Below are 21724 nucleotides of genomic sequence, written 5' to 3'. Positions count from 1 at the left end.
CCTTGAAGTCTAAGCTTCTCAACTAAAAAATGCGAGTCGGATGCTTGTGAATCAACACATTACAGATTGATTAAGCGCAAGAGATGATTGAACTGAAAAGAATAGGGTATAATACAGGAGAAAAGTTGATATTCGGTTCGAGACAATAGAGAGACCATAACAGAAGGGGGAAGCCTTGTTTTTGTTGTGGTCTCTTTTTCTAGTCATCTCAATGAGCCGTATTTACTATAGGAGGGAATAAGATGGAAATCAAAAATTTCTCAGCGAAAGAACGATCAAAACGATATGAGCAACTGACAAATGAGCGTCATGATGTTCTTGTTGTCGGAGGCGGCATCACAGGTGCTGGGATTGCGCTTGATGCATCGTCGCGTGGGATGAAGACGGCTGTGCTCGAAATGCAAGACTTTGCGGCGGGGACGTCAAGTCGTTCGACGAAACTTGTTCATGGGGGACTCCGCTATTTGAAACAATTTGAAGTGGCGCTTGTCGCAGAAGTCGGGAAAGAACGGGCCATCGTATATGAGAACGGCCCACACGTCACGACACCGGAGCAAATGCTCTTACCGATGCACAAGGGAGGCACGTTCGGTCCGTTCTCGACAGCAATTGGACTTATGGTGTATGACTTCCTCGCAGGAGTGAAGCGTGCAGAGCGTCGCATGATGCTTAAGCCAGATGAGGTCATCAAAAAAGCACCACTCGTGAAAAAAGATGATTTGGTCGGAGGCGGCTATTACGTAGAGTATCGGACGGATGATGCTCGAATGACAATTGAAGTGGCAAAAGAAGCGGCGAATCACGGTGCGCTTCTTATGAACTATGCAAAAGTAACTGGATTGATCTATGAGAACGGTAAAGTGGCCGGTGTACACGTCGAGGACCAGATTGACGGGTCGACGTATGACGTATATGCGAAGAAAGTCATCAATGCGACGGGCCCGTGGGTCGATGAATTACGAGAAGAGGATAACTCGAAGAAAGGGAAACAACTTCGCCTCACAAAAGGGATTCACTTGGTCATCGATCAATCGAAATTCCCGCTCAAACAAGCGATTTATTTCGATACACCAGACGGGCGGATGGTCTTCGCGATTCCGCGCGGAAATAAAGCATACGTCGGAACAACAGATACGTTCTTCGATAAAAACAAAGCGCATCCACGCATGACGACGGAAGACCGTGATTATATTTTAGAAGCCATTCACTATATGTTCCCTGACGTCAATGTCACGGCGGATGATGTAGAGTCGAGCTGGGCAGGTATTCGTCCGTTGATTTATGAGGAAGGAAAAGACCCTTCTGAAATTTCACGTAAAGATGAAATTTGGCAGTCAGACAGTGGCTTGATCACGATTGCCGGTGGTAAATTGACAGGGTATCGGAAGATGTCAGAAACGGTCGTCGACCTCGTCGCTAAATTATTGAAAGAAGAGGACGGTGTCGTTTACTTGGCGAGTCGGACGAAGCATATGCCAATGTCAGGTGGTCATGTCGGCGGGTCGAAAGGCTTCAACGATTTCCTCGAGAAGAAAACGAAAGAACTTCAAAATCATGGTCTAGACGCAAACCACGCGGAAGAACTCGTTCGTCTATACGGATCAAATATTGATCGTGTCATCGAGCGGATGGATTCGAACGCATATGAGCTTCCTGAAATCGTCTACGCGCAGTTGGTTTACGGAATCGAGGAAGAGTCAGTCGTTCGCGCTATCGACTTCTTGATTCGTCGAACAGGCGCAATGTTCTTTGATATCGATTTCGTTCATCAATACAAAGACGGCGTGCTTCATGCGATGGCTGACATCTTCAAATGGTCAGATGCGCGTTTGAAAGAAGAACGTGAAGAGGTCGAGAAGGAGATTGAAATCGCAGTCGTTCCGGTGACAGTCGAATCCTAAAGTTTAACGTAGCGCCCGAGAGGTTCATTCTAAACAGGATGAACCTCTTTTTGTGGAATGGTTTCATGACTTCGGAATAACGGTATACCTACATAAGTAGTGATTCTTATATCGAAGGAGAACTTTTTATGAAGCGAAATCTCATCGCCGTATTGTTGATCGGCGTTTTATTAGTGATTGGTTGGCGCTATGTCGACCCGAATCGTCTACTGGCGGACGTTTATTATGTCAAAGTACCTAATGCTGAAGTGGCGACAAAAGTCTCTGATGGTTATCGCTATGACCTGATTGGATACGATGCGGATGGGAAAAAGCGACCGTTAGCCATTACAAGCTCTTCACTACTCGCGGAAGGTGACTATCTGAAAGTGTTCGTGAAAGAGGAGAATCCTGAAGTGACCGACTATGAACGAGTGAGTGATTTAGAGGTACCACAACAGTTAAAGGAGAAACAAGAAGATACATCCGAGTCATCGTTCCCTTGATTTCAAAAGATAGGCATCGCGAAAAAAAGATGAGTTTGGTATGGTTAAATTGTTTGATTATGGAAAACGATGAATGAAAGAAGGGACATGCATGTCACGGATGTTGATTGCGGATGACCAGGATGGTATTCGTACGATGCTCGCGCAAGTGTTCACAAACATGGGTGTAGATGTGGACTCGGCACAAGACGGCATCAGCGCCTGGGAATTTTTAGAGCGGGAACGATACGACCTAGTCTTGCTCGATATGAACATGCCTCGAATGCTTGGGCATGAAGTGTTGCGAAGAATGCGCGAAGAGAAGTTGGAAACGCCTGTAATGATTATGACGGCGTTTGGAGAAGAAGCGGTGATTGAAGAAGTACGTCGACTTGGAATAATCGCGCAGTTCGAAAAACCGTTTGATATATACGGGATGATTGAAAAAGTGAAGGAAGTCTTGAAAATCTGACATTTCGTCACGAAGATGACATATGTAAACGCTTGCGCCGAGCCATTTCTATGCCCGAATAGCATAGGCACATGTTTTACGGTGTGTTATAATGGGAACGAATTGCACGGGGGTACTTTCCCTAAACGTGTATAATAGCGAACAGACAGGAGGATGTCATTATGCCATTAGTATCAATGACAGAAATGCTTAATAAAGCATTCGAAGGCAAGTATGCAGTCGGCCAATTCAACATTAACAACCTCGAGTGGACGCAAGCGATTCTTCGCGCTGCGGAAGACGAGAAATCACCAGTAATCCTCGGTGTATCAGAAGGTGCAGCGAAATACATGGGTGGCTTCACTACAGTTGTCAAAATGGTTGAAGGTCTCATGCACGACTACAGCATCACTGTTCCAGTTGCAATCCACCTTGACCATGGTTCTTCATTCGATAAGTGTAAAGCAGCGATCGACGCTGGCTTCACATCAGTCATGATCGACGGTTCACACCATCCGATCGACGAAAACGTCGAAATGACGAAGCAAGTTGTCGAGTACGCGCACGCTAAAGGTGCTTCTGTTGAGGCAGAAGTCGGTACAGTTGGCGGCGAAGAAGATGGCGTAGTCGGTGGTGTACAATACGCTGATCTTGATGAGTGCGTACGTGTCGTCAAAGAAGCGAAAGTGGATGCACTTGCTGCAGCACTCGGTTCTGTACACGGAGAATACGCAGGCGAGCCAAACCTCGGCTTCAAAGAGATGGAAGAAATCGCAGAAGCGACTCAAACTCCACTCGTTCTTCACGGTGGATCAGGAATTCCTGAGCACCAAATCAAAAAAGCAATCGAGCTCGGACACAGCAAGATTAACGTTAACACAGAGTGCCAGCAAGAGTGGACTCGTGCCGTACGTGAGAAAGTTGCTGCTGATGCAAAAGTATATGACCCACGTAAAATCATCGGACCTGGTATTGAAGCGATCTACAACGTCGTTACTGGTAAGATGCGTGAGTTTGGTTCAAGCAACCAAGCATAATCCTGTTTGACCAAGTCGGTTCTCTATGAGGACCGACTTTTTATATTCTCTCTGTCGTCTCGTTCCGAATCTAACAAAGGGTGTAGTAATTCGCCAAGTCTTTCCTCATAATAGAGATTGTAAGCGATCACAACTTGAGGAGGACACACATATGCGTTTTTTTATTGACACAGCGAATGTGGAAGACATTAAAAAGGCCCATCAGATGGGCGTCATCGGAGGCGTGACGACGAATCCATCGCTCGTTGCCAAAGAAGGTGTCGATTTCCATACAAGACTTCGTGAAATCTGTGAGATCGTCGGGGATCTCTCGGTCAGCGCTGAAGTTATTGCACTCGATGCATCGGGTATGGTGGAAGAAGGAAAGGAACTTGCCGCTATTGCGCCGAATATTACAGTAAAAGTACCGATGACTTCAGCGGGAATGGAAGCAGTGAAACAGTTCAAAGAGCTCGGGATCAAAACGAACGTCACGCTCATCTTTAATGCGAATCAGGCGTTACTCGCAGCGCGTGCCGGAGCTTCGTATGTTTCTCCATTCATCGGACGATTAGATGATATCGGACAGGATGGACTCGATTTAGTCGAGACGATTGCGAACATCTTTGCGATTCATGGCATCGAGACAGAGATTATCGCGGCATCTGTACGTCACCCGATTCACGTGACGAAAGCCGCACTCCTTGGGGCTGACATTGCGACAGTACCATACAAAATCATCGAACAGATGATGAATCATCCGCTCACAGACAAAGGTATTGAGCAGTTCTTAGCGGATTGGAACAACGCTCAATCCAAATAAGTCCGTCGTAGAAAGGTTTTGATCAGCGTGGAAATTCTCCATATCGTTGGGCAGCAAAAACTAGAAGGAACCGTCGAGATTAGCGGAGCGAAACAGAGCGCTCTTCCTTGCCTTGTGGCTGCACTTCTCACGGAAGAGTCGGTGACGATTGAAAACGTCCCGATGATTGAAGATGTAGAAGTGATGGTCAATCTGTTGACAGAGCTAGGGGTTCGAGTGGAGCACGATGGCGAGCAGGTGACCATTCATTCGAATGAAGCGGTTGCGATGCCCCTTCTCGGTTCCGAGACGAGGAAAGTTCGTGCCGCTGTCTATTTACTTGGTGTCTTCGCCGCTCGTTTCGGAAAAGGAGCAGTTGGGCTACCTGGAGGATACGCGATTGGTCCACGACCGATTGATCTGCATGTGAAAGCACTAGAACGGCTCGGAATACACGTTGAGAATGAATCTGGTTTGTATCATGTCCGAGTCGAAGAACTCGTCGGGAATCGAATTTATTTGGATTTACGGTCATTTGGGGCAACTGTAAGCGCGATGCTTGCTGCGGTCTTAGCGAAAGGGACAACGGTCATTGAAAATGCAGCCTGTGACCCTGAAGTCGTTGATTTAGCGACGATGTTGACATCGATGGGGGCACATGTGAGCGGAGCAGGGACAGATGAGATTCGCATCAAAGGGGTTGAACGGCTACACGGATGTACACATACATTGATTCCAGATCGCCTCGAGGCAGGAACATTCATGATGTTCGGTGCCGTATCTGGTAGTGTGACCGTACAATCAATCATTCCAACACATCTTGAGGGTGTCATACAAAAACTATTGGATTTTGGTGCAAATGTGGAAGTCGGTGAGGAGTCAATCACCGTTACCGCCAATGAATTTGTGCCGACGGATATTCGTGTGTTTCATTATGCGGGGTATCCGAGTGATTTGCAGCCAATCATGTCAGCGGCTTTGTTGAAAGCGGACGGCACGAGCATTGTCACAGATAAATTGTATGCCCAGCGCTTCCGACATATCGCGGAGATGCGTCGAATGAATGCACAAATCACACTTGAAGACGCGTCGGCTGTGATTCGTGGGGGAAACCAACTTGCGAACGCAGAGATGGAGTGTACAGACGCAAGGAGTGCTGCGGCACTTGTCTTGTCGGCACTTCAAGCATCAGGAGAATCCACACTACTGCATGCAGAACGATTAAATGATTCATATGTCGACTTCGTCGGCAAATTAAAACAACTCGGTGCGCTCGTTTGGCTAGAAGAACACACTGAGGCATAAAGGGGAGATTTCGGGTGGAAAGAAGTTTATCGATGGAACTGGTTCGGGTGACAGAAGCAGCGGCACTTGCTTCAGCCCGTTGGATGGGACGAGGTTTGAAGGTCGAGGCAGATGATGCAGCGACAACAGCCATGCGAGATGTCTTTGATACGATTCCGATGAAGGGGATTGTCGTCATCGGGGAAGGTGAAATGGACGAAGCGCCGATGCTCTATATCGGAGAAAAGGTCGGGAATGGTTATGGTTCGCGTCTTGATGTCGCAGTCGATCCTTTAGAAGGCACGAACATCGTCTCCACAGGGACGTGGGGGGCGCTCGCAGTCCTCGCGGTTGCGGATGCGGGGGATCTACTTCATGCACCGGACATGTATATGGATAAAATCGCGGTGGGACCGGAAGCTGCAGGTCTCGTCAGCCTCGACAACTCGATTGAAGAAAATATTGAGATTGTGGCAAAAGCGAAGAAGAAAAACGTGGAAGATGTCGTCGTGACGATTTTGCATCGGGATCGACACGAAGAAATCATCCAACGCGTTCGGACGACTGGGGCGCGAATTAAACTGATTCCAGACGGGGATGTCGCCGCAGCCATCAATACGGCTTTCGCGAAAACAGGTGTCGACTTGTTACTTGGTTCAGGTGGGGCACCAGAAGGCGTCATTGCAGCGGTCGCGATGAAATGTTTAGGAGGAGACTTCCAAGGACGTTTGCTTCCAGAAGATGAAGCTCAAAAACAGCGTTGTCATGACATGGGCATCGAAGACACGGATCGAATCCTACTCCTAAATGATTTAGTGAAAGGTGAAGATTGTATCTTTGCGGCGACTGGTGTCACGGACGGTGAATTGTTGCGTGGGGTACAATTCACATCACAAGGTGGACAGACACATTCAGTTGTTATGCGTGCGAAGTCTGGTACGGTGCGTTTTGTTGAAGGGAACCACTCTCTCAAGAAAAAACCAAAAATGGTCATGAAGCCAGAATAACGCGAAGTCGTGGACGTGCAAACGTCCGCGGCTTTTTTTGTGATGAAACATCTAAAAACGGGAATGGATAGTGAGGAGGTGGGTGTGGTGATTGAAGTAGAAGGGCTCGTGAAAACATATAAAGATGTTCCCGCTGTAGATCATGTTTCATTTTCTGTAAACGAAGGAGAAATCTTTGCGTTCTTAGGGCCGAACGGTGCCGGAAAGTCGACGATGGTGCAGATGTTGACGACGCTTGTTCGTCCAACGTCAGGATCTGCTCGGGTCAATGGATTTGATATCGTCAAACAAGAAAAAGATGTTCGACTTTCCATAGGAGTCGCTTTACAGGAGACAGGCATTGACAAAGTGTTGACCGGGCGTGAACTGCTCGTCTTACAAGGTCGTTTATTCAAAATGTCGAATGAGGAGGCACGACGTCGTGCAGATGAGTTGTTAAAAGTCGTGTCTTTGACGGATGCCGCAGATCGACGAAGTGGTACGTATTCCGGAGGGATGCGGCGACGTCTCGATTTGGCACTCACGCTCGTTCATCGACCGACGGTGTTGTTTTTAGATGAACCGACGACAGGTCTCGATCCGGCAAGTCGAATCGAGATATGGAACGAAGTAAGACGATTGAACCAAGAGTTTGGAACGACAATATTTTTAACGACTCAGTACTTAGAGGAAGCCGATGAATTGGCTGACCGAATCGCCATCATCAATCACGGTCAAATCGTCAGTGAAGGGACGGCTGATGAGTTGAAGCAACTTGTCGGTGATGAGACAATCGCAATGGACTTTTCAAGCGAATCGGATGCAGCAGCTGCTGCGACGTTATTTGATACAATTGCGGATGGGGCACATGTGTCTTTCGAGTTGCGCGACGTCACGTTGACTGAGATTGTTCGTGCGTTAGATGAACAGCGACTTCAACCTGAACGTCTGACCGTGAAACAACCGTCGCTCGATGACGTCTTTTTAAAGGTAACGGGAGAGTCGTATGAAGGGGGCGAGATTCATGTGGACTGAGACATGGTTATTCACAAAGCGGAGTTTATTGACGACGATTCGAAATCCGTTTTCATTTATTCCGAACTTGATTATTTCTGTATTTTTTTTACTCGTCTATACGAGTGGCTTATCGAGTGTGGCCTCTCTTCCACAATTCGAGGGAAGTGATTATTTGAACTTCATCTTGCCGGTATCGATTGTTTCGGGTGCAGTCGGTGGGGCAGGCGGGACGGGGCAAGCGCTCGTTCGTGATATCGAAAGCGGTTATTTCGCAAGGCTACTGTTAACGCCTGCGACTCGGACGGCCATCGTGCTCGGACCAATGATTGCTGGCATGTTGCAACTGTTCGTCCAAACATTACTTATCTTTGCTGTCGCTTTTCTACTTGGTCTCACGATTCCTGTCGGGGCAGTTGGATTCTTTTTCACGGTACTACTCGCCATCGGGTTTGGACTTGGGTTCGCCGGGTATTCTGTCGGTGTTGCACTGAAGACGAGGAATGCGCAAGCAGCACAGGCCGGTACACTTTTGTTCTTCCCACTCATCTTCTTATCGACCACGTTCGTTCCGAAAGAGTTGATTGAAGCGGAATGGCTGAAAGTGGCCGCCACATTCAATCCAACGACGTATATTTTCGAAGGGATGCGGGCGGTTCTGACTCAACCTGAGATTGATTGGGGTGCCTTGTCAGCAGGACTTGCGGTCGCTGGCACGATGAGTGTACTCATGATTGTCTTTGCAGCAACAAATGCGAGAGGGGCGCTGAAACAAAAATAAGGGAGGAGTTAGATGGAACAGCTATCGACAATCATCCGTATTGTCTTGACTGGGGTTGGGGCGTATATCTCAATCATTCTGATGTTGCGTATTTCCGGAAAAAGAACGTTGGCAAAAATGAATGCGTTCGATTTTATCGTGACGGTTGCATTAGGATCAATCTTAGCGACGACCTTGACGAGTCAACAAACTTCTTTAATCGCTGGGTTGACCGCGTTTGGCACACTGGTCGCCTTACAATATATATTGGCGAAATTATCGAAGCGTTATTCAACAGTGAACAAAATGATTAAATCAGAGCCGACTTTACTGTTCTATAGAGGAGACTATCTACACGAGTATTTAAAAAGGGAGCGAATATTAGAAATGGAAGTCGTTCAGGCGATTCGTGCAAGTGGGACTCCTGTTGATCAAGTCGAAGCGGTCGTATTAGAGACGGATGGGACGTTCTCAGTGCTGAAAGATTCGCAATATTTGATGGAACATGTGAAAATATAAAAAACGACTCGGTTCCGATGAACCGAGTCGTGTTACTGTTGTATTAGAGATATGATCCAGCGCCAACGTAACGTGGTGCCCAGTATCCAGAAGTGAAGCTCGCGTATTTTACGCCGCCTGTTTCTGAGTTGATCATTTGTGTTTTGCTAAGCGCCATCCCGACGTGTTGGATCGTCCCACCTGAATGTGAGAAGAAGACGAGGTCACCAGCTTGAATCGATGACTTCGAGATTTTCTTCGCGCTTGAATATTGCTGGCGTGAAGAACGTGGGAGTGTTTTGCCGATTGCTTTCTTGTAAACATGTCCAGTGTAGCCTGAGCAGTCAAATCCGGCAGTCGTTGTTCCACCGTAACGGTAAGGAGTACCGAGGTATTTTTTCGACTCAGCAACGAGTTTCGCACGTTTGCTTGATGATGACGTTGAAACTGTCGTCGTTGTAGTTGATGTTCTCGGCTTCAAGTATGTGTACGTTGAAGATGCTGAGATGTAACGGTGTGTACCTTTGTAGTTGATCTTATAGAACGAACCGGATTTACCAAGGTATGTATAGCGTTGACCTTTATCCATCTTCGCGACAACCTTCGATGACGTAAGTGACGGGGCAGTACGGATGTTCAAACCGTTAACTTTCGAGTAGGCAAAAGTTCCTGTTGCGGCTTCTGCTTGTTCTCCTGTTGAGAACATGAGACCCGAGAAAGCAACAGTGGCAGCGACGACGATAGATGCAATACGCTTTAACATTGTGTAAATCCCTCCGTTTTTTAAAATCAATATGTGGCTATATGACAGAATCGAGTAATATTATTAGGTAGAGCACAAGTTGCGAGATATACCCGGTTTCCTGTGCAAATAAACTATATCATGCGCAAGACCGATAGCATTTTTCAATCACAAGTCAAAAAAGCGTTTTCTTGTAATGGAAATGAAACAATATGTGGATATAGCACTTATTTTGTTACAAAACCATCATTTACTGTGTAAGGATTTGTACAAGAGGGAAACGGTTGAACAAAAGGTGATTTTTGCACAGTGACGGCACGGACAAAATATGGTTAGATGATGGCAGAACCTAAATGAAAAGTTTGCATAAACTCGAATACTTCTTGTAATGAAATGTAGAAAGATAGGTGACTTGAATGAGTCAACAGACAGAACCGGCAAAGAATTATACGCTTCGTGAACTAGAAACGAAGACGTTAAAAGAACTATATGAGATCGCCAAAGAAGTGAAAGTACCAAATTTTCGAGAAGCACGGAAACGTGAACTCACGTTTCGTATCTTGAAGTCACAGGCAGAATCAAAAGATTTGTATTTCCTCGAAGGTATTTTAGAAATCATACCACCGAACCCACAGTCCCAAAATGACGGCGGTTTCGGATTCCTCCGACCAATCAATTACTCCCAATCTTCCGAAGACATTTACATCGCCGCCTCACAAATCCGTCGCTTTAATCTTCGAAACGGAGATCTTGTCACGGGGAAAGTCCGTAAGCCGAAAGAGAATGAACGCTTTCAAGGGTTGTTGAGTGTAGAAGCGGTCAATGGTGAGTCGACGGACTCGACACGTTCGCGTGATTATTTCCCGGCGCTGACACCGATTTATCCTGAACAGCAAATGGCGCTCGAGACGGAACCGAAGCATCTTTCCGTTCGCGTCATGGATATGATTGCACCAGTTGGGTTCGGACAACGTGGTTTGATTGTGGCGCCACCAAAAGCCGGTAAAACCTCACTCTTAAAGGAAATTGCGAATTCAATCACGACGAACCATCCGAACGTCGAACTGATTATTCTCTTGATTGATGAACGACCAGAGGAAGTGACTGACATCCAACGGTCGGTACCGGGTGCGGACGTAGCGTTCTCGACATTTGATGAGACACCGGAAAACCATGCACGAATCTCGGAACTCGTACTTGAACGGGCGATGCGTCTCGTTGAACATAAGAAAAACGTGGTCATTTTACTCGACTCCATCACTCGTCTCACTCGTGCGTATAACCTTTCTGTCCCGCCGAGTGGGCGGACACTATCTGGGGGGATTGATCCGGCGGCTTTCCATAAACCGAAAAAATTCTTCGGCGCAGCTCGAAATATCGAAGATGGAGGAAGTTTGACGATTCTTGCCACGGCACTCGTTGAGACCGGTTCACGAATGGATGACGTCATCTATGAAGAATTCAAAGGGACTGGGAACATGGAACTTCATCTAGACCGGAAACTAGCTGAACGTCGCATCTTCCCGGCGATTGATATTCGTCGATCGGGTACACGGAAAGAAGAGTTGTTGCTTGGGAAGGACGAACTCGATTCACTATGGACGATTCGTCGCACGATGAACGAGTCTCCAGACTTCGTTGAACAGTTCTTACGTCGCGTTCGTGAGACAAAAACGAACCTCGATTTTTTCGCTGCGCTTGAGGCAGATAAGAAAAAAAGACGACCAGTGAAAAAAACGAAATCAGACTTGTAAATCCTATAGTTGGGTGATATTATATTCTAGTGAACTTTCTCTAGGTTGAAAGAATACTTAGGGCCGAAGGAGTTGAAAAGCAATGAAACAAGGAATCCACCCAGAATACCGTAAAGTCGTATTCATGGACTCGACGACAGAATTCAAATTCATCACTGGTTCAACTCGTTACTCTAACGAGACAATCACGATGGAAGATGGAAACGAGTACCCACTCATCCGTGTCGATGTATCTTCTGATTCGCACCCGTTCTACACAGGTCGCCAGAAATTCGCATCTGCAGATGGTCGTATCGAGCGCTTCAACAAGAAATATCAACGTTAATCGTAAAGTTGTATGCTCACCGCCTAGGGATTGCCCTTGGCGGTTTTTTGTTACAATAACGCGGGTAAAGAGACGAAAGAATGTCATGAGGGGGCCTTTATGGAATTTATACTCATCAGTATCAGCTTGTTAATCGGAGTCGGTATCATGTCACAATGGTTGGCATGGCGCTATCAAATCCCAGCAATCATCATTATGACACTCGCCGGAGTATTGGCAGGTCCGATTCTTGGCCTGTTCGACCCACGTGAATTATTAGGGGATCTATATAGTCCTATCATATCGTTTGCGGTTGCCATTATCTTATTTGAAGGAAGTCTCGGGCTTCATTTCAGCGAAATCAATCAGTTCCGTCGGTCGATTGTGCGAATCGTTACAGTCGGGGTTGCCTTGTCGTTTGTCGGGTCGTCGCTACTCATCCAATATGTCGGTGGATTGCATTGGGTGGTCGCTTGGACCATGGGGGCGCTCTTCGTCGTGACGGGACCGACCGTTGTTATTCCGTTATTGCGCCAAGCGCATTTGAAAGATCGGGTCGGTGCGATTCTGAAGTGGGAAGGAATTATCGTGGATCCTGTCGGTGCGCTACTTGGTCTCTTCGTCGTACGACTTGGCTACATCGTATATGAAGGAATGGATTTATGGATGCAACTCCTCTTTGCAGGTGCTTGTATCGTAGGGATTGGACTCGGTTACTTGTTTGGTCATCTCTTGATGGGGTGGTTTGTCGCTGAAAAAGTGCCGCGTTACCTTCGTGCCTCGGTCACATTGACGGCCGTCCTCGTCTTATTCTCACTGAGTGAGCTTATGATGCACGAAGTCGGGCTTCTTGCCGTGACGGCAATGGGGATGACGATGGCCAACACGAAGCATCGGGATGAAGAAATTATTGAAGAACTGCAATCATTTAAAGAAGATATTTCGATCTTGCTCATCTCATCTGTATTCATTTTATTGACGGCATCGCTGTCCCGAGAGGAACTATTGAATATTTTCCAATGGCCACTTCTATTGACGATTGCCGGCATCCTTTTCTTAGTACGTCCGGTAGCAATTTATTTTTCCACGATCGGTGGGGGCTTACCGCTTGCGGAACGAGGGTTTATCGGTTGGATTGCACCACGTGGTATCGTGGCGATGACGGTTGCTGGATTCTTTGCCGAAGAGGTCGCGCATCTTGGGATTGAAGATGCGAAGCAAATGTTACCGCTCACCCTCGGACTCGTCTTCATTTCCGTAACGTTGCACGGTCTCACGATTCGACCGCTCGCACGCAAATTGAAATTAATTGATGAGCAAAAAGAAGCGAATGCCGACGAATAAAGGACTTGTCCACGGCTAATGGGAATTGAGAGAAGTCAACCCTTTTCCTCAACTCGAAAGATAGGTATAATCGGAAAGCGATTATCGATGGAGAGGGCGAAGAATAATGATGCATGTGACGAACCGATATGGTTGGATTGAAGTGATTTGTGGGAGTATGTTTTCAGGGAAGTCGGAGGAATTGATTCGCCGTGTCCGCCGCGCTCACTATGGAAAGATTCCGGTCCAAGTGTTCAAACCAGCAATCGACGACCGGTATCATGAAGAGAACGTCGTCTCACACATGGGCAACTCGGTCGTGGCAGTACCTGTCGCATCGAGCCAGGACTTATACGATGCCGTACGTGAAGAAACACAAGTCATCGCGATTGATGAGGTGCAATTCTTTGATGAAGGCATCGTTGATGTCATCGAACAGCTCGCGAACGAGGACAAACGCGTTATTTGTGCAGGGCTCGATATGGACTTTCGTGGTGAACCGTTCACGATGATGCCTGAACTGTTGTCCCGTGCCGAGTTTGTGACGAAACTGCAGGCGATCTGCCTGTCTTGCGGGGCACCTGCTTCGCGGACACAGCGTTTGATTGACGGGAAACCGGCTCGTTATGAAGATCCGGTCATCTTAGTCGGAGCTTCAGAATCGTATGAGCCGAGGTGCCGTCATTGTCATGATGTGCCGAATAAACCACGTCCGGTCCGCCATACGGTGGTAGACTGATGAATCGACGGACCGCCCTCGGCGGTCCGTTTTTTTGCTATAATAGATAGAGTTTGATTTGACGGAGAAAGGACGGATCATCATGTTTGACCGTTTAAGTGTATTAGAAGATCGTTATATGCAATTGAATGAGATGCTCGCCGACCCTGAGGTGCTCAGTGACTCGACGAAGTTGAGACAATATTCGAAAGAGCAAGCACAGTTAGAAGAGACGGTACAGATGTATCGGCAGTATAAGGGTAAGAGTGAGGCCTTCAAGGAAGCAAAGTCGATGCTCGAAGACCGGACGCTCGATGCCGAGATGCGTGAACTTGCAAAAGAAGAGATGCAGCTTTTAGAACCGGAAGTAAAAGAGTTAGAAGCGAAGTTACGGATTTTGTTACTTCCAAAAGACCCGAACGATGACAAAAACGTTATCGTCGAAGTCCGAGGTGCGGCAGGTGGAGACGAAGCGGCCCTTTTCGCAGGAGATCTTTATAAGATGTACACACGATTCGCTGAACGTCAAAATTGGAAAGTTGAATTGATTGATGCAAACTATACCGAACTCGGCGGATTTAAAGAAGTCACGTTCATGATCAATGGGGCTGGTGCCTACTCAAAACTTAAGTTTGAGAATGGGGCACATCGTGTGCAACGGGTCCCGTCTACGGAATCGGGTGGACGAATCCATACGTCTACGGCAACGGTCGCTGTCTTACCTGAAGCGGAAGATGTCGAGGTCCATATCGATATGAAAGATGTGCGTGTCGATACGTTCACCTCGTCAGGTCCAGGTGGACAGTCAGTCAACACGACGCAGTCTGCCGTTCGTTTGACACACATCCCGTCAGGCCTCGTCGTGTCTTGTCAGGATGAGAAGTCGCAGCATAAAAATAAAGACAAGGCGATGAAGGTCCTTCGGGCACGCCTGTATGACAAGATGCAGAGCGAGCATATGGAAGAACTGTCGGCACAGCGGAAATCCGCTGTCGGGACAGGTGACCGCTCAGAGCGGATTCGCACATATAACTTCCCGCAAAGTCGTGTCACAGACCATCGCATCGGTTTAACGCTCCAAAAGTTAGACCGTGTGTTAGCGGGTGAACTAGAAGACATCATCGACGCACTCATCATGGATGAACAGGCACGTCTCATGGAGGATGCAGAATGATGCGTGTCGCCGCGCTACTCAAACAGACAGAAAAACGGCTTTCAGAAGCCGGGCGCGACCACGCGGCTGCCGAGTGGTGGCTCATGCACGTGCTTCGCGTTGATCGGACTGGTCTCCTCGTCCGCCTGTCGGATGAACTGTCGGAAGATGAGGCGACACGATTTGAGGAAGGCGTTGAGCGTATGTTGATCGGGGAACCGGTACAACATGTGATTGGACGAGCGCCGTTTTACGGGCGTTCTTTCGAAGTGAATCGCAACGTCTTGATTCCGAGGCCAGAAACAGAAGAATTGATTGACTGGGTGCTCGGTCAAATTCGTCACGTAACGGACGATGAAATCGTGGATGTCGGGACGGGGAGTGGAGCGATTGCGATCACGCTTAGTTTAGAACTCGGTATCCGGGTACAAACGGTCGATATTTCCCCGGAAGCGATAGTGGTCGCGAAACGAAATGCGGAAGCGCTCGGTGCGAATATTCGTTTTTATGAAGGAGACGGGCTCGCTCCAATCGCCGATCGGTCGATTCGTATTCTCGTCTCGAATCCGCCTTATATCGAAGCGGAAGTGCTGCTAGATGAGACCGTTGTCGCCTACGAGCCGCATCTAGCCCTCTTTGGAGGCGCGGACGGACTTGATATGTATCGTCAACTCATTTCGGAATCAGTGCGCGTCTTACGTGCCGATTGGCAATTGATTGCGTTTGAAATCGGGTATAACCAAGGACAAGATGTGAAATCATTGCTGTCTGAACGTTATCCTGAAGCAGAAACGGGTATTTTAAAAGATATAAACGGTAAGGACCGTATCGTCTATGCCGTAAGGGAAGGGATTGCGTATGGAAACGAAATGGATTAAATCGAATGAGGTTGAAGAGGGGGTACGTCTTCTTCAAGCGGGTGAAATCATCGCCATGCCGACAGAAACCGTTTATGGTCTCGCGGGGGACGCCATGAATGATATGGCGATTCGCAAGATTTTTGAGGCGAAAGGTCGTCCGTCGGATAACCCACTCATCGTCCATATTGCTTCAATCGAACAAGCGAAAATGTTCGTCGATTCGATCCCTCCCGTTGCCAAACGCTTAATGGATGTGTTTTGGCCAGGCGCTTTGACAATCATCTTGCCTTCAAACGGCCGAGCCTCTTCGCTAGTGACCGCGGGCCTCGATTCCATCGGATTACGGATGCCGAACCATTCGGCAGCACTTGAGTTGATTCGTGAGTCGGGTTTAGGACTTGCGGCTCCAAGTGCGAATCGTTCTGGGCGCCCCTCGCCGACCACCGCTCAACATGTGGCTGATGATTTGGCCGGGCGAATCGCAGGGATTGTTGATGGGGGTCCAACTGGAATCGGTGTCGAGTCAACCGTCATCGATTGTACGGGTGACATGGTGACGATTTTACGACCTGGTGGTGTGACGCGAGAAGAAATCGAAGCCGTCATTGGATCGGTCGCTTTAGATGCCAACTTAAGTGACGAAGAAGCCGCACCAAAGTCACCGGGAATGAAATATACGCATTATGCCCCGACAGCGCCCGTCTTTTTGGTCGATGGCACACGTGAAGATTTAGAGCGTGTCATCGAAGAGCGTCAGCGAGTGGGGCGGCGTATCGGTGCACTCGTATTTGATGAAGAGCCGACATTGGCAGAAGTTACCTTTTTTCTCGGTACCTCGATGGAAGTGGCGGCGCAACGTTTATACGATGCCCTTCGTCGATTTGATGAGACAGATGTCGAAGAGATTTATGTGAACAAGATTGAACCGGTCGGGGTCGCGTTAGCCGTCTATAACCGCTTATACAAAGCGTCCGGAGGGAAGGTCGTGCAACCGACGAAAGATGCCTAAAGACATAGAGGAGGACACGCGATGTCAATGAAACGCGTATTATTCATATGTAGTGGCAACACGTGCCGAAGCCCGATGGCGATGGCCTTGCTCCGTTCGAAAATGACAGGAGATGAATTTGATATTCGTTCTGCCGGTCTACGGACGATGCAAGGATTCGATGCTTCTGAAAATGCACTGCAAGTTCTCAGAGAACGTGGGATTGAACTCGATCATGTCACGCAAACGTTTGATGAGGTGTTAGGAAACTGGGCGGACATCATCTTGACGATGACGCGTGCGCACCGTGAACAAATCCGGGATACATACCCGGATTTAGGGGAGCGGACGTACACGCTCTATGAATTCGTAACAGGACTTGAACGAGACATCAACGACCCGTTTGGCGGCTCGATGAATGTCTATCGCCAAGTGCGAAATGAACTTGAGCCACTCGTGAATCGACTTGTGTTAAAATTAACGAATGATGGGTCAAAGGTGACGAAACCACCGAGACGCCTACCAAAGAAGACGGGGGAATGAACGAATGAAAATTGCAATTGGCGCCGATCACGGCGGATTCAACTTAAAAAAAGAAATTGTAGCCTTGCTTGAAGAGCTTGGACATGAGTATAAAGATTTCGGGACCCACTCAGCCGAATCGATTGACTACCCAGACGTAGCCATCCCGGTCGCTGAAGCTGTCGCGGCTGGTGAGTTCGATCGTGGGATCTTGATTTGCGGTACAGGAATCGGAATCGGGATTGCGGCGAACAAAGTCAAAGGGATTCGTGCGGCACTCGTCCATGATTCATTCAGCGCGAAAGCGACACGTCAGCATAACGACTCGAACATCATGACGATGGGAGAGCGTGTCATCGGACCTGGGCTTGCTCTCGACTTGGTGACGACGTGGCTCGATACGAACTTTGAAGGCGGTCGCCATTCAAATCGTGTCGGCAAGATGAGCGCTTACGAATCGAAGTGAGCCTGATGAAGACGGAACTTCTCGGATTATTAACGGAGCTAAACGGACTGTTTCCGTTACATGATGAGCGTATTCTCGTCATCGGGTGCTCCACAAGTGAAGTCCTTGGCAAAAAAATCGGCAAGGCGGGGTCCATCGACGTCGCAAGTGAGTTGATGGAAGCCTTCCTTGAATTTAGAGAAAAGACGGGTGTCCATCTGGCGTTTCAAGGGTGCGAGCACATCAATCGTGCCCTCACCGTTGAGCGCCGGACACTTAAACAGTTCGGCCTCACTGAAGTGACAGTCGTCCCGGTCCGCGCGGCCGGCGGAGCGATGTCAGAGAAAGCTTATGCAATCTTCGATGAGCCGTGTGTCGTCGAATCGATTCAAGCAGATGCTGGAATTGATATCGGCTCGACATTGATTGGGATGCATTTGAAGCCGGTCGCCATTCCGGTCCGACTATCATCGAAGCATCTCGGGGAGGCGTACGTCACGTTCGCGATTACGAGACCGAAACTGATTGGTGGGCCACGGGCTCAATATCCAAACAAATGAAAAGCATCGCATTCGGTTTTTTCGACCGGATGCGATGCTTTTTTGTGATTATAATTCTTCACCGAATAAATACGACACGACCATCGGGAAGCGCTCGCGCCAGGCAAGTTCGTTATGGACGCCTTCTTCAATCACTTCGAAACGGATGTGTTCGACCTTGTCCTTTAACAAGTTATACACGCGTTCGCTCGATTCGCGATACATCTCGTTCGTCGGACCGCTCTCCATCGGTTCCTCAACTTCTTTGGCGCCGACGTCTAAGTAAAGACGCTCGACGCCCTTCACGTCGCTCGCTTCAATCAATTGTTCCAGCTCCGTTTGGTTGAACCAAAACGCGGACGACAGGGAAGCGACCCGCTTGAAGATGTCTGGATATACACACGCTGCGTACACGGAGATAAGCCCACCCATCGAACTGCCCATCATCGCCGTTTCTTCCGGGATGGTCCGATAGTCGGCATCGATTTGAGGTTTCAATTCCTGAGCGATGTATTCGATATAGGCTGAACCTTGCCCTCCGAGTACGATGTCTCGTCCGAGCAAACTTTCCCCGATGAAGGGATTTTCCCATGGTCCATACTCATCAAGTCGTTGTTCGCCTGGCGCACTATCAATCGCAACGACAATTAAGTCGCGCTTCGAGTCGTTCAGATATTCACTTACGCGCCAGCTCATCTTGTAGCTCGCGTCCTCGTCATTAAAGCAGTTCTGTCCGTCATGCATGTAGAGGACCGGATACTGTTTTTCCGATGTCTCATAGTCAGCAGGCGTGTAAATTCGGACTGTTCGTTTACGTTCGAACGGTGTAATCGTCATTTCTTTTGTCTCAATCATAAGTGACCTCCTCACAGTTGCATTCTTTCTAATGATACCCAACTTTCCGTCAGATTATAGCGATACCCAAAAAAACAAGCGTATGGTACGATGGGGATGTTGATTTTTAGACATTTAGAGGGGGGCTTCACATGGTAAACACGACGAAGTTAAAAGTGCAGGATGCGGAATTGTTTGAGGCAATGCAACACGAGCTCGGTCGTCAACGCGACAACATCGAACTCATCGCCTCAGAAAACTTTGTTTCAGAAGCGGTCATGGAAGCGCAAGGAGGCGTATTGACGAACAAATATGCCGAAGGATATCCGGGACGCCGTTACTATGGCGGCTGTGAATTTGTCGACGTTGCGGAAAACTTGGCGCGCGACCGTGCGAAAGCATTGTTCGGTGCAGAACATGCGAACGTACAACCACACTCTGGTGCGCAAGCGAATATGGCGGTTTATTTTACGGTGCTTGAAGCAGGAGACACGGTGCTCGGGATGAATCTTTCTCATGGCGGTCATTTGACGCACGGTAGCCCGGTCAACTTCTCGGGTATCCAATACAACTTCGTCGAATACGGTGTAGACAAAGAGACAGAACACATTGACTATGACGTTGTCGCAGCGCTCGCGAAAGAACACAAGCCAAAATTGATTGTGGCAGGGGCTTCGGCTTATCCACGCACAATCGATTTTGCGAAGTTCCGCGAGATCGCGGATAGTGTGGATGCTTACCTCATGGTCGATATGGCGCACATCGCCGGGCTCGTGGCGGCGGGTCTGCACCCGAACCCAGTCGAGCATGCGCATTTCGTCACGACGACGACACACAAGACACTTCGTGGGCCACGGGGCGGGATGATTCTTTGTAAAGAAGAGTTCGCCAAAGCAATCGACAAGTCAATCTTCCCAGGTATCCAAGGAGGACCACTTATGCACGTCATCGCAGCGAAAGCGGTCGCATTCGGTGAGGCACTCCAACCGGAATTCAAGGATTACCAGCGTCAAGTCATCGCCAATGCGCAAGCCCTTGCGGCAGGTCTTGAAGAAGAGGGACTCCGAATCGTATCGGGCGGAACGGACAACCATCTCTTACTCGTCGACCTTCGCGGCATCGACATCACGGGAAAAGCAGCGGAGCACGCACTTGATGCAGCGGGGATCACGGTTAATAAAAACACGATTCCGTTCGACCCGGCATCACCATTCGTCACAAGCGGTGTTCGTCTTGGAACGGCGGCGATGACGACACGCGGTTTCAAACAAGAGGATATGAAAGAAGTAGCACGTTTAATTGGTCGTGTGCTCAAACATCATGAAGACGAGTCGGTACTCGCAGAAGCACTTCAAGACGTGCGAACGTTAACTGCGAAGTTCCCACTCTATCCTGAACGAGGCTGAGTCAATGGATATCCGGACACTAGCAGAACGAGAGCTGGCCGAACTCCCATTGTTTGATATGACGGAATGGTTGGCTCGTAAAGGGGAATACGACCCTTCTTTCCGTCTTGTCGCCAGTGAGTTTGAGGTCATCACGACACTCCTCGATCATGGCTATTATGAAGAAGCGAGTGAACGCATCGTGCCGCTCCTCGGGATGAAAGTGCCTGCTGCTTTCCATCGACTAGGTCTTGCGCTAGAAGTGAAGGCGAACGGGAAAAAAGCGGCCAAGCGCCGCTTTCGTTCGTTCTCGTCGGCTGTCATCCAACATTCGGATTTAGCCGAATGGCGACAAGTATTCAAGTTTGATAAGAAATGGCTGGGGCTTCCACTCGTCGTCGGTCTCGCGGCGGGCGTGCTCGCATTTTGGCCAGATGCTGAACCACCAGTCGTTACACCGGACGAATCGGACCAAGTCGTCATGGAGACGGTGACCGAGGAGGAGGCGCTCGCGGAACGCCTTGAGGAGTTAGAAGCGGAAGTCGCGCGACTCGAAGAAGAGAATGAGAAACTTCAAGATTCGGACGAGCAGAAACCGACTGAGTCAACAGAAGAAGCGCCGGCCGTTTCGACGAATATTGTCCCGCTGACCGAAGTTGAAGCGCTCGTTCAAGACAAGCAGTACGAAAAAGCTGATCGACTATTGGGTGGTAAAGCGAAAGCTGGTCAAGAACAAGCAGTCGGATTTTATCGACTTCTCGTCGACAATAAGTTAGGACAAGCAGAAATTACTGATTATGCAAATTATGTCGATTCTTATCCGGAATCCGGTTACAAAGCGGATGTTTTATGGATGAAAGGGATTGCCGAGAAAAAGGCAAATGATCCCGCTTATCGCGATACGTTGACGACCGTTTCAGAAATGGAAGGGACATATTGGGCACCGATTGCGAAGTCCGTGCTCGAAGAGTAAGGTGCTGC

General features: G+C 48.5%; 24 protein-coding genes. 22 read left to right on the top strand and 2 right to left on the bottom strand.

All coding sequences use genetic code 11. The features are described 5' to 3' along the window. Positions 1–242: 242 nt before the first annotated feature. The 10 genes from KNO98_RS07200 to KNO98_RS07155 all read left to right on the top strand — a co-directional run bounded on the left by KNO98_RS07200 (position 243) and on the right by KNO98_RS07155 (position 9197). Entirely contained in the window at positions 243–1901 is a 1659-nt protein-coding gene (locus tag KNO98_RS07200) for a glycerol-3-phosphate dehydrogenase/oxidase (RefSeq protein ID WP_026825061.1), read from the top strand. 128 nt (positions 1902–2029) lie between these two features. Next, positions 2030–2386: a YxeA family protein gene (locus KNO98_RS07195; RefSeq protein WP_214700196.1), complete on the top strand. Its 357-nt coding sequence runs from the start codon at positions 2030–2032 to the stop codon at positions 2384–2386. Positions 2387–2477: 91 nt separating this feature from the next. Beyond that, positions 2478–2837: a response regulator gene (locus tag KNO98_RS07190; RefSeq protein WP_026825063.1), complete on the top strand. Its 360-nt coding sequence runs from the start codon at positions 2478–2480 to the stop codon at positions 2835–2837. 161 nt (positions 2838–2998) lie between these two features. Continuing rightward, the gene (gene fba / locus KNO98_RS07185) at positions 2999–3853 is read left to right on the top strand and encodes a class II fructose-1,6-bisphosphate aldolase (protein WP_026825064.1); all 855 of its coding nucleotides are present in this window, start codon (positions 2999–3001) and stop codon (positions 3851–3853) included. A 151-nt stretch (positions 3854–4004) separates the two neighbouring features. After that, entirely contained in the window at positions 4005–4655 is a 651-nt protein-coding gene (fsa, locus tag KNO98_RS07180; RefSeq protein ID WP_214700194.1) for a fructose-6-phosphate aldolase, read from the top strand. 27 nt (positions 4656–4682) lie between these two features. Then, complete coding sequence (gene murA, locus KNO98_RS07175; protein WP_214700192.1) at positions 4683–5939, top strand: UDP-N-acetylglucosamine 1-carboxyvinyltransferase; 1257 nt, start codon at positions 4683–4685, stop codon at positions 5937–5939. A 14-nt stretch (positions 5940–5953) separates the two neighbouring features. After that, positions 5954–6925 carry a class II fructose-bisphosphatase gene (glpX, locus tag KNO98_RS07170; protein ID WP_026825067.1) on the top strand — a complete coding sequence of 324 codons (972 nt, stop codon included), beginning with the start codon at positions 5954–5956 and terminating at the stop codon, positions 6923–6925. Between the two features lie 87 nt (positions 6926–7012). Beyond that, positions 7013–7939, top strand: a complete 927-nt coding sequence (locus KNO98_RS07165; protein WP_214700190.1) for an ATP-binding cassette domain-containing protein — start codon at positions 7013–7015, stop codon at positions 7937–7939. After that, positions 7929–8699 carry an ABC transporter permease gene (locus tag KNO98_RS07160; RefSeq protein ID WP_214700188.1) on the top strand — a complete coding sequence of 257 codons (771 nt, stop codon included), beginning with the start codon at positions 7929–7931 and terminating at the stop codon, positions 8697–8699. The genes KNO98_RS07165 and KNO98_RS07160 overlap by 11 nt, the downstream gene beginning before the upstream one ends. A 12-nt stretch (positions 8700–8711) precedes the next feature. Then, entirely contained in the window at positions 8712–9197 is a 486-nt protein-coding gene (locus tag KNO98_RS07155) for a DUF421 domain-containing protein (protein WP_026825070.1), read from the top strand. A 43-nt stretch (positions 9198–9240) separates the two neighbouring features. Here KNO98_RS07155 and KNO98_RS07150 read toward each other — a convergent pair whose 3' ends face one another. Then, entirely contained in the window at positions 9241–9939 is a 699-nt protein-coding gene (locus tag KNO98_RS07150) for a C40 family peptidase (protein WP_214700186.1), read from the bottom strand. Positions 9940–10334: 395 nt separating this feature from the next. On the opposite strand from KNO98_RS07150, the gene rho reads away from it, so the two are divergent. From rho to KNO98_RS07100, 10 genes are all read left to right on the top strand, one after another. Then, positions 10335–11672 (top strand): transcription termination factor Rho, encoded by a 1338-nt coding sequence (gene rho, locus KNO98_RS07145; protein ID WP_026825072.1) that lies wholly within the window; start codon positions 10335–10337, stop codon positions 11670–11672. A gap of 82 nt (positions 11673–11754) precedes the next feature. Continuing rightward, entirely contained in the window at positions 11755–11997 is a 243-nt protein-coding gene (locus KNO98_RS07140; RefSeq protein WP_012727387.1) for a type B 50S ribosomal protein L31, read from the top strand. Positions 11998–12096: 99 nt separating this feature from the next. Next, positions 12097–13320 carry a cation:proton antiporter gene (locus KNO98_RS07135; RefSeq protein WP_034770839.1) on the top strand — a complete coding sequence of 408 codons (1224 nt, stop codon included), beginning with the start codon at positions 12097–12099 and terminating at the stop codon, positions 13318–13320. 106 nt (positions 13321–13426) lie between these two features. Next, complete coding sequence (locus KNO98_RS07130; RefSeq protein WP_026825073.1) at positions 13427–14038, top strand: thymidine kinase; 612 nt, start codon at positions 13427–13429, stop codon at positions 14036–14038. Between the two features lie 82 nt (positions 14039–14120). Then, positions 14121–15191 (top strand): peptide chain release factor 1, encoded by a 1071-nt coding sequence (gene prfA / locus KNO98_RS07125; RefSeq protein ID WP_026825074.1) that lies wholly within the window; start codon positions 14121–14123, stop codon positions 15189–15191. After that, on the top strand, positions 15191–16048 hold the full coding sequence (gene prmC / locus KNO98_RS07120) for a peptide chain release factor N(5)-glutamine methyltransferase (RefSeq protein ID WP_214700465.1): 858 nt from the start codon (positions 15191–15193) through the stop codon (positions 16046–16048). The genes prfA and prmC overlap by 1 nt, the downstream gene beginning before the upstream one ends. Further along, positions 16029–17039 carry an L-threonylcarbamoyladenylate synthase gene (locus KNO98_RS07115; RefSeq protein ID WP_214700184.1) on the top strand — a complete coding sequence of 337 codons (1011 nt, stop codon included), beginning with the start codon at positions 16029–16031 and terminating at the stop codon, positions 17037–17039. Before prmC ends, KNO98_RS07115 begins: the two co-directional genes overlap by 20 nt. Before the next feature lie 21 nt (positions 17040–17060). After that, positions 17061–17561, top strand: a complete 501-nt coding sequence (locus KNO98_RS07110; protein ID WP_034770840.1) for a low molecular weight protein arginine phosphatase — start codon at positions 17061–17063, stop codon at positions 17559–17561. 4 nt (positions 17562–17565) lie between these two features. Continuing rightward, on the top strand, positions 17566–18006 hold the full coding sequence (gene rpiB / locus KNO98_RS07105) for a ribose 5-phosphate isomerase B (protein WP_026825076.1): 441 nt from the start codon (positions 17566–17568) through the stop codon (positions 18004–18006). A gap of 5 nt (positions 18007–18011) precedes the next feature. Continuing rightward, entirely contained in the window at positions 18012–18545 is a 534-nt protein-coding gene (locus tag KNO98_RS07100; RefSeq protein WP_152538869.1) for a TIGR01440 family protein, read from the top strand. 48 nt (positions 18546–18593) lie between these two features. Here KNO98_RS07100 and KNO98_RS07095 read toward each other — a convergent pair whose 3' ends face one another. Further along, entirely contained in the window at positions 18594–19379 is a 786-nt protein-coding gene (locus tag KNO98_RS07095; protein WP_214700182.1) for an alpha/beta hydrolase, read from the bottom strand. Positions 19380–19510: 131 nt separating this feature from the next. Between KNO98_RS07095 and glyA the strand changes: the two genes are divergently transcribed. Further along, entirely contained in the window at positions 19511–20764 is a 1254-nt protein-coding gene (glyA, locus tag KNO98_RS07090; RefSeq protein WP_026825079.1) for a serine hydroxymethyltransferase, read from the top strand. A gap of 4 nt (positions 20765–20768) precedes the next feature. Beyond that, positions 20769–21716 (top strand): hypothetical protein, encoded by a 948-nt coding sequence (locus KNO98_RS07085; RefSeq protein ID WP_214700180.1) that lies wholly within the window; start codon positions 20769–20771, stop codon positions 21714–21716. The last annotated feature ends 8 nt before the right edge of the window (positions 21717–21724 follow it).

The organism is Exiguobacterium sp. s57 (assembly GCF_018617685.1).
Classification (GTDB): Bacteria; Bacillota; Bacilli; order Exiguobacteriales; family Exiguobacteriaceae; genus Exiguobacterium; species Exiguobacterium marinum.
This window is presented reverse-complemented; position numbering and strand designations above follow the sequence as displayed.

Excerpts from the sequence above, each read along its gene's own strand:
- prfA (WP_026825074.1), top strand. The coding sequence starts at position 14,121 with ATGTTTGACCGTTTAAGTGTATTAGAAGATCGTTATATGCAATTGAAT.
- glyA (WP_026825079.1), top strand. The coding sequence starts at position 19,511 with ATGGTAAACACGACGAAGTTAAAAGTGCAGGATGCGGAATTGTTTGAG.
- KNO98_RS07130 (WP_026825073.1), top strand. The coding sequence starts at position 13,427 with ATGATGCATGTGACGAACCGATATGGTTGGATTGAAGTGATTTGTGGG.
- KNO98_RS07100 (WP_152538869.1), top strand. The coding sequence starts at position 18,012 with ATGAAGACGGAACTTCTCGGATTATTAACGGAGCTAAACGGACTGTTT.
- fsa (WP_214700194.1), top strand. The coding sequence starts at position 4,005 with ATGCGTTTTTTTATTGACACAGCGAATGTGGAAGACATTAAAAAGGCC.
- KNO98_RS07135 (WP_034770839.1), top strand. The coding sequence starts at position 12,097 with ATGGAATTTATACTCATCAGTATCAGCTTGTTAATCGGAGTCGGTATC.
- KNO98_RS07155 (WP_026825070.1), top strand. The coding sequence starts at position 8,712 with ATGGAACAGCTATCGACAATCATCCGTATTGTCTTGACTGGGGTTGGG.
- rpiB (WP_026825076.1), top strand. The coding sequence starts at position 17,566 with ATGAAAATTGCAATTGGCGCCGATCACGGCGGATTCAACTTAAAAAAA.
- KNO98_RS07190 (WP_026825063.1), top strand. The coding sequence starts at position 2,478 with ATGTCACGGATGTTGATTGCGGATGACCAGGATGGTATTCGTACGATG.
- KNO98_RS07150 (WP_214700186.1), bottom strand. The coding sequence starts at position 9,939 with ATGTTAAAGCGTATTGCATCTATCGTCGTCGCTGCCACTGTTGCTTTC.
- rho (WP_026825072.1), top strand. The coding sequence starts at position 10,335 with ATGAGTCAACAGACAGAACCGGCAAAGAATTATACGCTTCGTGAACTA.
- fba (WP_026825064.1), top strand. The coding sequence starts at position 2,999 with ATGCCATTAGTATCAATGACAGAAATGCTTAATAAAGCATTCGAAGGC.
- prmC (WP_214700465.1), top strand. The coding sequence starts at position 15,191 with ATGCGTGTCGCCGCGCTACTCAAACAGACAGAAAAACGGCTTTCAGAA.
- KNO98_RS07140 (WP_012727387.1), top strand. The coding sequence starts at position 11,755 with ATGAAACAAGGAATCCACCCAGAATACCGTAAAGTCGTATTCATGGAC.
- KNO98_RS07085 (WP_214700180.1), top strand. The coding sequence starts at position 20,769 with ATGGATATCCGGACACTAGCAGAACGAGAGCTGGCCGAACTCCCATTG.
- KNO98_RS07200 (WP_026825061.1), top strand. The coding sequence starts at position 243 with ATGGAAATCAAAAATTTCTCAGCGAAAGAACGATCAAAACGATATGAG.
- KNO98_RS07095 (WP_214700182.1), bottom strand. The coding sequence starts at position 19,379 with ATGATTGAGACAAAAGAAATGACGATTACACCGTTCGAACGTAAACGA.
- KNO98_RS07115 (WP_214700184.1), top strand. The coding sequence starts at position 16,029 with ATGGAAACGAAATGGATTAAATCGAATGAGGTTGAAGAGGGGGTACGT.
- KNO98_RS07195 (WP_214700196.1), top strand. The coding sequence starts at position 2,030 with ATGAAGCGAAATCTCATCGCCGTATTGTTGATCGGCGTTTTATTAGTG.
- KNO98_RS07110 (WP_034770840.1), top strand. The coding sequence starts at position 17,061 with ATGTCAATGAAACGCGTATTATTCATATGTAGTGGCAACACGTGCCGA.
- KNO98_RS07160 (WP_214700188.1), top strand. The coding sequence starts at position 7,929 with ATGTGGACTGAGACATGGTTATTCACAAAGCGGAGTTTATTGACGACG.